We start from the raw sequence: 14,409 nt of genomic DNA, 5'->3' as shown, positions 1-14,409 counted from the left end.
GCCATGACCGGTGCCGGCGGGGGCCGCTCCCCGCACCCTCGTGCGACCGCGGGCGGTAACGCCGGCGGCAACGCCGACGCGATCGCATTCGTGGAGAGCCCGGTCCAGCTGCTCAATGTGCTGGAGTGGACGCGAGCCAGCGCGACCGGTGACGCCCTCACCGTCGTCGTGCTGTCGCCCACCGATCCCATGTCGCGCGGCCAGCTCCGCCGGATGGCGGAGCTGGCCCGCGACGAGGGTTTCACCGTGCGCTGGCAAGAGGCGCGCGGTGGTGCGGGGGCGCCCCTGCGGACGCTGCGGGAACTGACCCCGCTGCTCCGCAAGGCCGGCCGGATAGTCATCGGGGACCCGTTCTCCCGTTACGTACAGCTGCTGCTGACCCTGGTCAGCGGCAAGGAGCTGACGGTGGTGGACGACGGCACGGCCACGCTGGAGTTCATCGGACAGATCGCCCGCGGCGAACGGCTGGTGCGCTGGCACCGGCGCGGCGGCAGCCGCGGGCCGCGGGAACTGGTCCTCGCGCCCGTCACCGCGGCCGCGCGGCGCCGGCTCTCCCCGTCGGACGGCCGTACGGTCGAGGTCTTCACCTCGATGCCCGTCGAGGAGATCCCGGCCGGCATCACCGTCACCGCCAACCGCTTCGAGTGGACCCGGGCCACGTTCGGGCCGCCCCGGATAGCGGCGGGCGCGGACATGGTCGGTACGTCCCTGGTCGAGACGGGCGTGGTCGACGCGGACCAGTACATCGAGGCGGTCACGGCCCTCGCCCGCACCCACGGCGCCACCCGCTACTTCGCGCACCGCCGCGAGGACGTGGACAAGCTGCACCGCCTCCACACGGTCACGGGCCTGGAGATCGTCCGCCCGGACCTCCCCCTGGAAGTGATCGCGCGCCGCGGCCCGATCGGCAAGACGGTCCTGAGCTTCCCTTCCACGGTGGTCCACACCCTCCCCCTGGCCCTGGCGGGCACGGGCGTACGCGTCGCGGTCTGCGACATCGCCCCGGAATGGCTGAAGGAGACGGCGAGCCCGCGCGCCCAGGGCTTCCTGTCGGGAGTGACGGGCACGGCCCGCGACATCCACCGCCTCCCGAGACTCCCTTCCCCGGCCTGAGGCACCGAGCCGGGAACAGGAGCCCCGGCCTGATATCAATCAGCTTGTTGAATTGGCCCTATGGCCACTCCTCCTGTTCCCGGCGAAGGCCACACGCGGCCGGTGTCCGTCTCTCTCCACGAAGGCACGATCGCGGCTCTCAAGGAGCGCACCGGCAGGCGTGGCATGTCCGCGTACGTCGAAGCCCTCATCCAGCGGCAGCTGGAACGGGAGCGGTTGCGGGAGCTGATCGAGGACGCGGAGGCCGAGCAGGGCCCGAGCGACCCGGCAGCGGTCGAGGCCAAGCGGGCCATCCTGCGTGGTGACACCGGCGAGGATGGCGCGGTATACCCGCTGTGTCCGTCCCTCATGCACGCTCAAACCCGGTTTCTTGGCCTGTGTGGCTGAAATTTTCTTGATCCAGGGCTGGTTGATCACAGAAGGGGCCTACTCTTCAACAGGTGAGCCAGTTGATGTCCTGCGAGTCCGAGCCAGACCTGCCCGCGCAAGCGGAAGCCGTACTCCCCGGCACGTTGCCCGAAACGCTGCGTGCCGAGCTGATCGCCTTCCGCCGGGACATGCATATGCATCCCGAGCTGGGCAACCAGGAGTTCCGTACCACCGCCGCGCTCAAGCACCGGCTGGAGCAGGCGGGGCTCGTGCCGCGGGTGCTCAAGACCGGTACCGGGCTCGTGTGCGACATCGGGACGCCGGACCCCGCCCGTCCCATGCTGGCCCTGCGCGCCGACATCGACGCGCTGCCCATCCCGGACACCAAGACCGGCATCCCGTACCGCTCCACCGTGCCCGACCGCGCGCACGCCTGCGGGCATGACGTCCATACCACCGCCGTGCTCGGTGCCGCACTGGTTCTCGCCGACCTCGAACGGCAGGGGCAACTGCCCAACGCCGTACGGCTGATCTTCCAGCCCGCCGAGGAAGTGCTGCCCGGCGGCGCCGCCGACGCCATCGAGTCCGGGGTGCTCGACGGCGTCGGCGGCATCGTCGCCGTGCACTGCGACCCCAAGGTCGACGCCGGGCTGATCGGGCTGCGTACCGGCCCGATCACCTCCGCCTGCGACCGGGTGGAGATCAGCCTCGACGGTCCCGGTGGCCACACCGCGCGCCCCCACCTCACCACCGACATGGTCACCGCGGCAGCCAAGGTGGCCACCGAGGTCCCCGCGCTGCTCGCCCGCCGGGTCGACGCCCGCTCCGGGCTCTCCGTCACCTGGGGACGTATCGCGTCCGGCCACGCCTGCAATGTCATCCCGCAGCACGCCGAACTCTCCGGCACCGTCCGCTGCCTGGACCTGCCCGCCTGGCGCGACGCCCCCGACCTGGTGCACGCCGCGATCGACGAGATCGCCGCGCTCCATCACGCCAAGTCGCAGATCGAGTACATCCGCGGGGTGCCGCCGGTCGTCAACGACCCGGTCGTCACGGAACTGCTGCGCGCGGCGCAGACCGCCCGCCGCGGTTCGTATGCGATCGAGGACACCGAACAGAGCCTCGGCGGAGAGGACTTCTCCTGGTATCTGGAGCACGTGCCAGGCGCGATGGCGCGGCTCGGCGTACGGACGCCCGGCAGCCAGGCCCGGTACGACCTGCATCGTGGCGATTTCGACGTCGACGAACAGGCGATTCAGGTCGGCGTGGAGCTTTTCACGGCCGCCGCGTTGATCGACGGCAACCGTTTGTAACCGGCCATGACACCTCCGGCTCGCTCTCCGTTCGCGACGATCCGATAACAGCTTCCGTACAGGTCTTTATCTGACATCTACGCGCGTTACGATCCACGCGAAACCAGCGCCAGCCGAGGCGCTTCGGTCAGGTTGAAGGAGCCTCCCTTGCGCCGGATCACCAGGATCGCCACCGTGGGTGTCGCGTCAGCGGCACTCGCGCTCACCGCCACCGCGTGTGGCAACAAATCGTCGTCGGACGCCGGTTCCGACTCCAAGGAAGCCGGCGCCGCCATCGCCTATGACATCGGTGGCCGCGGTGACCAGTCGTTCAACGACGCCGCCTACGCCGGTCTGGCCAAGGCCGAGACCGAGCTGAAGATAAAGGGCAACGCCGCCGAGCCCTCCGAGGGCGAGTCGGACGCCGACAAGGTCCAGCGCCTGACCGAGCTGGCCCGCTCCGGCAACAACCCCGTGATCGGCGTCGGTTTCGCGTACGCGCCCGCCATCAAGAAGGTCGCGCCGAAGTTCCCGAAGACCACCTTCGGCATCATCGACGACTCCTCGGTGACCGGCAAGAACATCGCCAACATGGTCTTCAACGAGGAGCAGGGCTCGTACCTCGCCGGCGTCGCCGCCGCCAAGGTCACCAAGTCCAAGACGGTCGGCTTCATCGGCGGTGTCGAGACCCCGCTGATCAAGAAGTTCGAGGCCGGCTTCGCACAGGGCGTCAAGGAGACCGACCCGTCGGTCAAGGTCCTGTCGCAGTACCTGACCCAGCCCCCGAACTTCGACGGCTTCTCCAAGCCCGACCTGGGCAAGGCCGCCGCGCAGGGACAGCTCGACAAGAAGGCCGACGTGGTCTACGCCGCCGCCGGTCTGGCCGGCTCCGGCTCGATCGAGGCCACCGCGCAGGCCGGCAAGTGGGCCATCGGCGTCGACTCCGACCAGTACAGCCAGAAGGGCCTGGCCGCCTACAAGGACCAGATCCTGACCTCGGTCACCAAGGATGTCGCGGACTCGGTCTACAACCTGATCAAGTCGGTCAAGGACGGCACGCCGCAGACCGGTGAGGTCCGCTACGGCCTGGACAAGGACGGCGTCGGCCTGGCCGACTCCAACCCGGCCTACACCAAGATGGCCGATGTGGTCGCCGCGGTGGAGAAGGCGAAGAAGGACATCGTGGACGGCAAGATCACCGTCAAGACCACGCCGTAACGGCCCTGTCCGGTCGCGCGGTGGTACCTCCCGCGGCCCGGGAGCGACGGTGTACGCCGTCGCCCCGGGCCCCGGGGCACCAGCCCGGCGTGCGCCACGGCGTACAAGCAGGCATACGGTTCCGAACGTACGACCCCGCGCACCGGCCGGCGTACGAACACCCGGTCACCGTCCGGTCACCCCCCGACCGCACCAGGCCCCCCGCCTTACGATTCGGCTGCGCTACGCGTGTAGACGACCCTCTGGCGCGATAATTACACCCCCGCCTGCCACTCACCCCCGCCTTCACTCCTTTCCCGCCAAGGAGAGTGCGTCATCAACGCGTCCAGCAGCCCGCCCAGCGGTCCGTCCAGCAGTCCTCCCGCAGTCGAACTGCGCGGCATCACCAAGAGATTCCCCGGCGTTGTCGCCAACCACGACATCGACATCACCATCCGCAAGGGCACGGTCCACGCCCTGGTCGGTGAGAACGGCGCGGGCAAGTCGACCCTGATGAAGATCCTCTACGGCATGCAGAAGCCGGACGAGGGCACCATCACCGTCGACGGCGCGGAGGCCGCGTTCACCAGCCCCGCCGACGCCATCGCGCTCGGCATCGGCATGGTGCACCAGCACTTCATGCTCGCCGACAACTTCACCGTCCTGGAGAACGTCGTCCTCGGCGGCGAGAGCCTGTATGGCATCGGCGCGAAGGCCCGTAAGAAGATCAAGGAGATCTCGGACGCGTACGGCCTCGGCGTACGCCCCGACGCGCTCGTCGAGGACCTCGGGGTCGCCGACCGCCAGCGCGTGGAGATCCTCAAGGTCCTCTACCGCGGCGCCCGCATCCTGATCCTGGACGAGCCCACCGCCGTGCTGGTGCCCCAGGAGGTCGAGGCGCTCTTCGACAATCTGCGCGAGCTCAAGGCCGAGGGCCTGACCGTCATCTTCATCTCGCACAAACTGGGCGAGGTGCTGTCGGTCGCCGACGACATCACCGTCATACGCCGCGGTACGACCGTGGGCACCGCCGACCCCGCGCACACCACCACCAAGCAGCTCGCCGAGCTGATGGTCGGCAGTGAGCTGCCCTCGCCGGAGACCCGCGAGTCGACGGTGACGGACATACCGATGCTCACGGTGGACGGGCTGCGGCTGACCGCGACCGACCCCGACGGCGCGGTACGCGAGGTGCTCGACGGGATCACCTTCACCATCCACCAGGGCGAGGTCCTGGGCATCGCGGGCGTCGAGGGCAACGGCCAGACCGAGCTGATCGAGGCGCTGATGGGGCTGCGCGACCCCGACGGCGGGGTGATCACGCTCGACACCGCCGACATCTCGCACGCGCCCACCCGCAAGCGCCGCGAGGACGGCATCGGCTACATCCCGGAGGACCGGCACCGCCACGGCCTGCTGCTGGAGGCCCCGCTCTGGGAGAACCGCATCCTCGGCCATGTCACCGAGAAGCCCAACAGCCGCGGCGGACTGCTCGACCTGAAGGCCGCCCGCGCCGACACCACCCGGATCGTGCGCGAGTACGACGTCCGTACGCCCGGTATCGAGGTCACCGCGGCCTCGCTCTCCGGCGGTAACCAGCAGAAGCTGATCGTCGGCCGCGAGATGAGCCACAGCCCCAAGCTGCTGATCGCCGCCCACCCGACCCGCGGTGTGGACGTCGGCGCGCAGGCGCAGATCTGGGACCAGATCCGGGAGGCCCGCCGTGACGGACTGGCCGTCCTGCTGGTCTCCGCGGACCTGGACGAACTGATCGGGCTCTCCGACACCCTGCGGGTGATGTACCGCGGCCGGCTCGTCGCCGACGCGGACCCCGCCACCATCACTCCGGAGGAACTGGGCTCGGCCATGACCGGCGCCGCCACCGGTCACCTGGAGGCAGAGCCCGAGCCCCCGGCAGAGGCACCACTGGCCGCAGCGGCACCCCCGGAGGACGACGCCCGATGAAGAAGTTCGACAAGGACCGGCTGATCCTGGGCTTCGCGGGCCCGGTGCTCGCGCTGGTCGTCGCCATAGTCCTCACCACCGTGGTGCTGCTCGTCTCGGGCAGCGACCCCTTCGAGCCGTACCGCATCATGTTCGAGTCCGCCTCGTACGTCGATGTCCAGGTACTGATCGTCAACCAGGCCGGCACGTACTATCTGGCCGCGCTCGCGGTCGCCGTCGGCTTCCGGATGAACCTCTTCAACATCGGTGTCGACGGGCAGTACCGGCTCGCCGCGATGATGGCGGCGCTCGTCGGCGCCAGCGTCGATCTGCCGGGCCCGCTCCAGATCGCGCTGATCGTGATCGTCGCGATGCTGGTCGGTGCCTTCTGGTCCGGCATCGCGGGCATCCTCAAGACCACCCGCGGGGTGAGCGAGGTCGTCTCCACGATCATGCTCAACTCGATCGCCACCAGCCTCGTCGCCTGGCTGATCCTGCCCAAGAACTTCGGCGTCCAGCCGGCCGGCTCCAACAACCTGACCACCGGTGACATCCCGGAGTCCGGCTGGTTCCCCGGTCTCTCCATGGGCGCCGAGGCCGGCGAGATCTACGGCTTCACCTTCGTCGCCGCCGCCTGCGGCCTCATCTACTGGTTCGTCCTCGGCCGTACCCGCTTCGGCTTCGACCTGCGCGCCACCGGCGCCAGCGAGACCGCCGCCCAGGCCTCCGGCGTCGACGCCAAGAAGATGATCCTCACCTCGATGCTGATCTCGGGCGCGGTCGCCGGCCTCGCCGGGATGCCGACGCTCCTCGGCGACACCCACACGTACAGCCTCGACTTCCCGACCGGCATCGGCTTCACCGGCATCACCATCGCCCTGCTCGGCCGGAACAACCCGCTCGGCATCGCCTTCAGCGCCCTGCTCATCGCCTTCCTGGACAAGGCATCGGCCTCCCTCGACCAGTACGGGTACGAGAAGGAGATCGCCACGATCATGCAGGGCCTGATCGTGATCTCGGTCGTCGTCAGCTACGAGCTCGTCCGCCGCTACGGAATCCGCCGCCAGCAGCAGAAGGTCGGCGCGGAACTCGCCGCCGGAGGAGCCCTCACGACCGAGGCCCGCCCCCAGAACGACCAGACCGAGAAGGAGGGGGCCGCGCTGTGAGTACGAGCACGAGCACCGTCTCAGCCACCAGCGCCGCCCCCAAAAAGGGCGGCGGCCGCCGCACACTCTCCCTGCCCGTCATCCTGCTGATCGTCGCGGGGGCGCTGGCCCTCGTCTCGCTCGTACGGCTGATCAGCGGCGCCGAAGACATCACCTCCGTCGGCCAGGTCGCCGGCGCCCTCGAACTCGCCATCCCCATCGGCCTGGCCGGACTCGGCGGACTGTGGGCCGAGCGCGCGGGCGTCGTCAACATCGGCCTCGAAGGCATGATGATCCTCGGCACCTGGTTCGGCGCCTGGGCCGGCTTCCAGTGGGGCCCGTGGGCCGGCGTCCTGTTCGGCATACTCGGCGGCTGCCTCGGCGGTCTGCTGCACGCCGTCGTCACCGTCACCTTCGGCGTGAACCACATCGTCTCCGGTGTGGCCATCAACATCCTCGCCGTCGGTGCCACCCGCTATCTCTCCAACTTCGCCTTCGACGGCGTGGACGGCGGCTCCTCCAAGCAGTCCCCGCGTATCGACTCCATCACCGAGATCACCATCCCCGGGCTCTCCGACTGGATGCAGGACCTCCAGGCCAGACACTGGTTCCTGGTCTCGGACATCGCGGGCGTCGTCGGCGGTCTGGTGACCAATCTGTCGCTGCTCACCGTCGTCGCGCTGCTGCTGATCCCCGGCACCTGGTGGGTGCTGTGGCGTACGGCGTTCGGCCTGCGGCTGCGCTCCTGCGGCGAGAACCCGGTCGCCGCCGAGTCGCTGGGCGTCAACGTCTACAAGTACAAGTACATCGCAGTCACCGTCTCCGGCGGTCTCGCCGGTCTCGCCGGCGCCTTCCTCGCGATCGTCGCCACCGGCATCTACCAGGAGGGCCAGACCGGTGGCCGCGGCTATATCGGTCTCGCCGCGATGATCTTCGGCAACTGGATGCCGGGCGGCATGGCCCTGGGCGCCGGGCTCTTCGGCTTCACCGACAGCCTCAAGCTGCGCGGCGGCGCGGAGAACGTCCACGCCATGCTGCTGCTTCTCGCGATCCTGCTCGTCCTGGTCGTAGCGTGGCAGCTGTACAAGAAGAAGTACGTCTCCGCGGTGATCTCGGCGGCCGTCTCGGCGCTGCTCTTCACCTGGTACGGGCTGACCGACCAGGTGCCGAGCCAGTTCGTGGACGCCGCCCCGTACGTCACGACGCTGCTGGTCCTCGCGCTGTCGGCGCAACGGCTCAGGATGCCCAAGGCGGACGGTATGCCGTACCGGAAGGGGCAAGGAAAATGACCGCACCGGCCGGACCGGCGGTGGACTGGGAAGCGCTGCGGGCCTCCGCGCGTGCCGCCATGACCCACGCGTACGCCCCGTACTCGAAGTATCCGGTCGGGGTCGCGGCCCTGGTGGACGACGGCCGTACGATCACCGGCTGCAATGTCGAGAACGCCTCGTACGGCATCGGGCTGTGCGCCGAATGCGGGCTGGTGTCGGCGCTCCAGCTGAGCGGCGGCGGCCGGCTCACCCACTTCACCTGTGTCGACGGCTCGGGCGAGGTGCTGGTGCCGTGCGGGCGCTGCCGCCAGCTGCTGTACGAGTTCGGCGGCCCGGAGCTGGTCCTTGAGACCCCGGACGGCTTCCGCACGATGGCCGAGATGCTGCCGCAGGCGTTCGGTCCTGGCCACCTGAACTGACCACGGCCCCCGGGCGTACGCGCCCTCCTGAACCCGGCCCCTCCACCGCCGCGACCGACCCGGCGGTGGAGGGGCCGTACAACCTCCCCGGAACCACGAGGCGTATCTATGCGCGTAGAGACCTCCGGGATACTCTCGCCTACGTACGGCAGTCATCGAAAGGATCACCATGGACGTCATCTCCGTCATCCGCACCAAGCGGGACCGGGGCGAGCTGAGCCCCGAGCAGATCGACTGGGTGATCGACGCCTATACGCGGGGCGAGGTCGCCGACGAGCAGATGTCGGCGCTGGCGATGGCGATCCTGCTCAACGGCATGAACCGTACGGAGATCGCGCGCTGGACCGCGGCCATGATCGCCTCCGGCGAGCGCATGGACTTCTCCGCGCTGTCCCGCCCCACGGCCGACAAGCACTCCACGGGCGGCGTCGGCGACAAGATCACGCTGCCGCTCGCCCCGCTGGTCGCCGCGTGCGGCGCCGCCGTACCGCAGCTCAGCGGCCGGGGCCTCGGCCACACCGGCGGCACGCTCGACAAGCTGGAGTCCATCCCCGGCTGGCGGGCGCTGCTCTCCAACGCCGAGATGCTGAACGTCCTGGACACCACCGGCGCCGTCATCTGCGCGGCGGGCGACGGACTGGCCCCCGCCGACAAGAAGCTGTACGCGCTGCGCGATGTGACCGGCACCGTCGAGGCCATCCCGCTGATCGCCTCCTCGATCATGTCCAAGAAGATCGCCGAGGGCACCGGCTCGCTGGTCCTGGACGTCAAGGTCGGCTCCGGCGCCTTCATGAAGACGATCGAGGACGCCCGCGAACTCGCCTCCACCATGGTGGGCCTGGGCACCGACCACGGCGTACGGACCGTCGCGCTGCTCACCGACATGGACACCCCGCTCGGCCTCACCGCGGGCAACGCCCTGGAGGTACGCGAGTCCGTCGAGGTCCTGGCGGGCGGCGGCCCGGCCGATGTCGTCGAACTGACCCTCGCCCTGGCGCGCGAAATGCTCGACGCGGCGGGCCTGAAGGACACGGACCCGGCGAAGGCGCTGGCCGACGGCTCGGCGATGGACGTCTGGCGCCGCATGATCGCCGCCCAGGGCGGTGACCCGGACGCGGCGCTCCCGGTCGCCCGCGAGACGCACGTGGTGGTGGCCCCCACCACCGGCGTCCTGACCCGACTGGACGCGTACGGGGTGGGCGTCGCCGCCTGGCGCCTGGGCGCGGGCCGCGCCCGCAAGGAGGACCCGGTCCAGGCGGGCGCGGGCGTCGAACTCCACGCCAAGCCGGGCGACCGGGTCACGGCGGGCCGGCCGCTGCTGACGCTGCACACGGACACCCCGGAGAAGTTCGACTACGCGCTGGGCGCGCTGGCGGGCGCGTACGACATCGAGGCGCCCGACACGGCGTTCACGGCGACGCCGGTGGTGCGGGAACGCATCGCCTGACCTGGGCCCGCGGCCGGAGGCCGCTGATGCGCACGCCCCGTTCGGGTGAACGGGATCGGTGGACGGCCGCCGGTCCCGTTCGGCATGCTGGGGTCGGTGGTGAAACGAATGGAGACCGCCATGAGCGCACTCACTGTCGACCACGTGCCCGAGCAGGGCTGGGACGACCTCGTCCGTCTCTGGGAGGGGACGGACGCTCCCGAGGGCTGCAAGGTGGAGATCATCGACGGGATCGTCACCGTGTCACCGTCGCCGTCCTGGGACCACAACTCCACCGCTTCCATCATTCAGCGTCGCCTATTTGCTGTGATCCCGGAGGAGTGGCACATTTTCCAGACTCAAGAGGCGGCTGTACCAGGCCGTATGGGGCTGTACATCCCAGACCTGATGGTGGCGGCGGAGGAGGACAGGCCCGCGCCCGGGGATCTGTTTCCCGCGAGCCGGGCGAAGCTCGTCGTCGAGATCACCTCACGCAGCAACGCGAACCATGACCGTGTCGCCAAGCTCCACGGCTATGCCCAGGCCGGCGTTCCGCTCTATCTGCTGCTCGACGCCTGGCATTCGGGTCAGCCCACGGCGACGCTCTACGGTGAGCCCGAGGGCGGTACGTACCGCATGCTTCAGTCGGTCGAATACGGCGGGAAGCTGACGCTGCCGCCCCCGTTCGATCTCACCATCGACACAACGGAGTTCCCCGTCAGCTGACGAGGATCAGCTGACCGACCGCCCCGCCAGCAGCCCCGGCAGCTCCCGCATGTCGTCGAAGACGACCGTGCCGGGGCCGGTGAGCCGGTGCGGGGCCGTGAGGCCGCCCGCGTAGCCGAAGGCGCGCATTCCGGCGGCCCGTGCCGCCTCCACACCGTACGGACTGTCCTCCACCACCGCGCAGCGCGCCGGGTCCACGCCCAGGGTGCGGGCCGCGTGCAGGAAGAGGTCCGGGGCGGGTTTGCCGCGGGCGACGTCGGCGGCGCTGAAGATGCGGCCGTCGAAGTAGTCGTGGAGACCGGTGGTCCTCAGATTGCGGCGGATGCCGTCGTGGCCGCCGTTCGACGCGAGGCAGAACGGCAGGGGCAGGGCCTCCAGTACCTCGGTGATGCCGTCGATCGCCGTCAACTCGGCGTCGAACGCGTCCTGGTAGAGATGTTCGTACGCGCGGTACCAGCCCGGCTCCAGCGGTCGTCCGAGCCGCGCCTCGACGGCCGCGTCGTAGACCTCGCCGGAGGAGCCCACGAAGGTCGCGATGATCTCCTCCTCCGTGAAGTGGCAGCCCAGCGCGGCGAAGACCTGGGCGTCGATCCGTACGCATATGCGCTCGCTGTCCACCAGGACGCCGTCGCAGTCGAAGATCACCAATTCGAAAGGATCAGGGGTCATGTCCGGCAGCGTACGGGCTGTGCCCGGAGCGCCGCGATGAGTTCCGGTCGTCGGACCGGTCTTCTCAGCGTGGATGCCACGAAACCGATCGTTCTCGTCATCGCCGGCCACATCACGCCGGCCGATGTGACCCGGTGCTACGCGGAGCTGTACGAGCGGCTGTACGGGGAACTGGCGGCGCGGCCGGACGACTTCGGTGCGGCAGAGGTGATCTGTGAGGTCGGCGGTCTCGTCCGGCCGAATCTGGCGGCGGTCGAGGTGCTGGCCAGGCTCCAGCTAGACGCCCGAAGACGGGGCTGCCGGGTCCGATTGCGGGACGCCGGGCGCGAGTTGCGGCTGCTGCTGGATCTCGTCGGCCTGGGGAACACACTCTAGGTGCGCGGCGCACCGGGCGATCAGGTGGTTCGCGGTCCGGTCCGTGGCGAGACGCCCGGCGCCGGGAAGGTGACCATCCCGGGGCACGGGTCGCGTGCTCCATGAAGGAAAGGTGCTCGACATGCGAGTGTTCACGCGTGCCGTGGCGGTCGTCGTCTGCGCGGCCGGTGCCGCCCTCACCGTCGTTCCCGTGGCCCAGGCCGCGCCCAACGCGGCGGCGCAGAAGTGCCGTTACTACTACCACGGCTGGGGCCAGGGTCCCAACGGCGAGACCACCGGCTTCGGGGACTACGCCGAGGGAGCCACCGACCCCGAGGGCCGGGTCTGCGAGCACGGCTGGTGGGTGGACGTGAGCGAGAACGACCGAGGGGGCGCACGGCGCTGACGGCCCGGGGCGCGTCACCGCCCCTCCCGCTCACCGCCCCTCCCGCCCTCCGACGCGGCGCCCGCGCGTCGGAGGGCGAGGCCCCCGAAGCATGGACCTACGCCTTCTCCAGCCCCGCCGGCAGCCCGAACAGCGGGAACCACCGCTCCGTGTCCAGGAAGCAGTGCATCGTGACGATCTTGCCGTCCTCGATCTCGATGACCTGAAGCGCCCACGGGGTGAAGCCGTCGCCCGACTCCGCCGGCTTGTAGTGCGCGAAGGCCGGTGTGCCATTGGCCAGCGTCGGCAGGAGCCGCGAGCCCCGGCAGCCCGCGCCGATGGTGAGCATGAAGCCGGTGATGTCGTCGTGACCCTGGAGCCACAGGTCGTACGGCGGCATGGTGAACTTCGCGTCGTCATGGAGCAGCGCGGTCAGCGCCTTCATGTCGTAGCCCTCGAAGGCCGCCACATACCGCTCAAGCAGCTCCTTCTGCTCCTCGTCGAGCGGATCCGCCGTGGCCGTCGCGGCAGGCTCCGATTCGGCGATCGTCGCGCGCGCCCGCTGGAGCGCGCTGTTGACGGAGGCGACCGTCGTATCCAGCAGCTCGGCGACCTCGCTCGCCTTCCACGCCAGCACCTCGCGCAGGATCAGCACGGCCCGCTGCTTCGGTGGCAGATGCTGGAGCGCGGCGACGAACGCCAGCCGGATCGTCTCCCTCGACACCGCCGTCTCGGCCGGGTCGGCCACCGAGGGCAGCACCCGGCCGTCCGGCACCGGCTCCAGCCAGACGTTCTCCGGGAGCGAGGTCAGCTGGGCCTGGGCCACCGGCGTCGGGCCCGACAGATCCATCGGCCGGGCCCGGCGGTTGCCCGCGTTGAGCATGTCCAGGCATACGTTCGTCGCGATGCGGTAGAGCCACGACCGCAGCGAGGAGCGGCCCTCGAACTTCTCGAAGCTCTTCCACGCGCGCACCATCGTGTCCTGTACGGCGTCCTCGGCCTCGAAGGCCGACCCCAGCATCCGGTAGCAGTAGCCGGTCAGCTCCGTGCGGTGCTTCTCCAGCCGGGAATCCAGGTCCTGTGTTGTTGCGAGATCACTCATCGTGTCACCCCAGTCGCCCCCTTGAGACCGGTCTGTGAGACCGGTCTCTCGGAAGCTACCGCAGCGCACTGACAATCCGCTCAGGTTCCCGGCTTACGGCCGTAGACGTAGACATCGTCGCCGTTCTTCAGCAGCGACCAGTACTTCGCCGCGACCGTCTTGGTCATGTTCACGCAGCCATGCGAACCGGGCGGGTTCCACATGCTCAGGTTCGCCTGGTGGAAGGCCTGCCCGCCGTCGAAGAACTGGGCGTAGGGCATGGGAACGTCGTAGATCGTGGAGACGTGGTTCTTGTTCCGCCAGTAGACCTTCTTGAGCCCGGTCCTGGTCTCGTAGCCGTCACGCCCGGTACGCACCGGCACCGGCCCGTACACCAGCTTCTTGCCGTCCTGGATCCAGCTCAGCTGGCGGGAGAGGTCGACACAGGCGATACGGCCCTTGTTGGTCGGGCACTTGCCCGCCTTGTTGGGTGTCTTGCCCGCGGCCTTCTGCTTGTTCATCAGATCCATCACGCCCCAGGTGATGGGTCCGGCGTAGCCGATGGTCGGGGTGATGCCGTGCTTCGACTGGAAGGCGCGGGTGGCCCTGCAGTCCGTGGCCGACTGCTTTCCGTCCACCGGCCGGCCCAGGAACTTCTCGACCTGCTTCTGGTACGGGCCCGTGCTCGTGGTGCACGACGCCGCCTGCGCGGGCGCGGCTCCGCCCAGCACGACGGTCAGTGGGACCACCAGCGCGGCGATCCCCGCCGCCACGGCCCCGTTACGGGTTATGTGTGCGCGTCTCATCCCGTTCCGTCCCCCCTCTGTCCCTCAGCCGCGCCACTCGGAAGGCGCGTTCTGTGGGCTAGACGGGTGAAACGAGGGCTTAGTTGCGCGGAGGGGGCAGAATGGCGCGAGTCCGTCGGTGGCGGGCAGCCGGGCGTGCGCCCCGGCGAGCGACCGCCGCCGCACCGCCCGGCCGGTCGGTCGAGCTCTGTCGGTGACGCCCAGCCGGCGGC

15 protein-coding genes are annotated in these 14,409 nt (G+C 69.7%); 12 read left to right on the top strand and 3 right to left on the bottom strand.

Annotation, left to right across the window (positions count from 1 at the left end; genetic code table 11):
- Positions 1-3: 3 nt before the first annotated feature.
- The 10 genes from ACFRMN_RS02710 to ACFRMN_RS02665 all read left to right on the top strand — a co-directional run bounded on the left by ACFRMN_RS02710 (position 4) and on the right by ACFRMN_RS02665 (position 10,902).
- Positions 4-1,113: a hypothetical protein gene (locus ACFRMN_RS02710; RefSeq protein ID WP_383012207.1), complete on the top strand. Its 1,110-nt coding sequence runs from the start codon at positions 4-6 to the stop codon at positions 1,111-1,113.
- Positions 1,114-1,215: 102 nt separating this feature from the next.
- The gene (locus ACFRMN_RS02705) at positions 1,216-1,500 is read left to right on the top strand and encodes a hypothetical protein (RefSeq protein ID WP_383012204.1); all 285 of its coding nucleotides are present in this window, start codon (positions 1,216-1,218) and stop codon (positions 1,498-1,500) included.
- 65 nt (positions 1,501-1,565) lie between these two features.
- Positions 1,566-2,795, top strand: coding sequence for an amidohydrolase (locus ACFRMN_RS02700; protein ID WP_383012998.1), 1,230 nt, complete (start codon positions 1,566-1,568; stop codon positions 2,793-2,795).
- 147 nt (positions 2,796-2,942) lie between these two features.
- Positions 2,943-3,992: a BMP family protein gene (locus ACFRMN_RS02695; RefSeq protein WP_383012202.1), complete on the top strand. Its 1,050-nt coding sequence runs from the start codon at positions 2,943-2,945 to the stop codon at positions 3,990-3,992.
- Positions 3,993-4,307: 315 nt separating this feature from the next.
- Complete coding sequence (locus ACFRMN_RS02690) at positions 4,308-5,936, top strand: ABC transporter ATP-binding protein (RefSeq protein ID WP_383012996.1); 1,629 nt, start codon at positions 4,308-4,310, stop codon at positions 5,934-5,936.
- Positions 5,933-7,081 carry an ABC transporter permease gene (locus ACFRMN_RS02685; protein WP_383012199.1) on the top strand — a complete coding sequence of 383 codons (1,149 nt, stop codon included), beginning with the start codon at positions 5,933-5,935 and terminating at the stop codon, positions 7,079-7,081. The genes ACFRMN_RS02690 and ACFRMN_RS02685 overlap by 4 nt, the downstream gene beginning before the upstream one ends.
- On the top strand, positions 7,078-8,349 hold the full coding sequence (locus tag ACFRMN_RS02680) for an ABC transporter permease (RefSeq protein WP_383012196.1): 1,272 nt from the start codon (positions 7,078-7,080) through the stop codon (positions 8,347-8,349). Before ACFRMN_RS02685 ends, ACFRMN_RS02680 begins: the two co-directional genes overlap by 4 nt.
- A complete protein-coding gene (locus tag ACFRMN_RS02675) occupies positions 8,346-8,750 on the top strand; it encodes a cytidine deaminase (protein WP_030351616.1) in 405 nt (134 codons plus the stop codon). Before ACFRMN_RS02680 ends, ACFRMN_RS02675 begins: the two co-directional genes overlap by 4 nt.
- Positions 8,751-8,919: 169 nt before the next feature.
- Positions 8,920-10,197 (top strand): thymidine phosphorylase, encoded by a 1,278-nt coding sequence (locus ACFRMN_RS02670; protein ID WP_383012193.1) that lies wholly within the window; start codon positions 8,920-8,922, stop codon positions 10,195-10,197.
- A gap of 120 nt (positions 10,198-10,317) precedes the next feature.
- Positions 10,318-10,902, top strand: coding sequence for a Uma2 family endonuclease (locus ACFRMN_RS02665; RefSeq protein ID WP_383012190.1), 585 nt, complete (start codon positions 10,318-10,320; stop codon positions 10,900-10,902).
- 6 nt (positions 10,903-10,908) lie between these two features.
- Here ACFRMN_RS02665 and ACFRMN_RS02660 read toward each other — a convergent pair whose 3' ends face one another.
- On the bottom strand, positions 10,909-11,571 hold the full coding sequence (locus tag ACFRMN_RS02660; protein ID WP_383012187.1) for an HAD family hydrolase: 663 nt from the start codon (positions 11,569-11,571) through the stop codon (positions 10,909-10,911).
- 69 nt (positions 11,572-11,640) lie between these two features.
- Between ACFRMN_RS02660 and ACFRMN_RS02655 the strand changes: the two genes are divergently transcribed.
- Together ACFRMN_RS02655 and ACFRMN_RS02650 are read left to right on the top strand one after the other, a co-directional pair.
- A complete protein-coding gene (locus ACFRMN_RS02655) occupies positions 11,641-11,946 on the top strand; it encodes an STAS domain-containing protein (RefSeq protein WP_383012184.1) in 306 nt (101 codons plus the stop codon).
- Between the two features lie 121 nt (positions 11,947-12,067).
- Complete coding sequence (locus ACFRMN_RS02650; RefSeq protein WP_383012182.1) at positions 12,068-12,331, top strand: hypothetical protein; 264 nt, start codon at positions 12,068-12,070, stop codon at positions 12,329-12,331.
- A gap of 97 nt (positions 12,332-12,428) precedes the next feature.
- On the opposite strand, the gene ACFRMN_RS02645 is transcribed toward ACFRMN_RS02650, so the two are convergent.
- The gene (locus tag ACFRMN_RS02645; RefSeq protein WP_383012179.1) at positions 12,429-13,412 is read right to left on the bottom strand and encodes a sigma-70 family RNA polymerase sigma factor; all 984 of its coding nucleotides are present in this window, start codon (positions 13,410-13,412) and stop codon (positions 12,429-12,431) included.
- A gap of 80 nt (positions 13,413-13,492) precedes the next feature.
- On the bottom strand, positions 13,493-14,197 hold the full coding sequence (locus tag ACFRMN_RS02640) for a L,D-transpeptidase (protein WP_383012176.1): 705 nt from the start codon (positions 14,195-14,197) through the stop codon (positions 13,493-13,495).
- Positions 14,198-14,409: the final 212 nt, after the last annotated feature.

The organism is Streptomyces sp. NPDC056835 (assembly GCF_042789485.1).
In the GTDB taxonomy this organism is placed as follows: Bacteria; Actinomycetota; Actinomycetes; order Streptomycetales; family Streptomycetaceae; genus Streptomyces.
The sequence above is the reverse complement of the archived record's forward strand: the minus strand, read 5'-3'. Positions and strand labels throughout refer to the sequence as shown.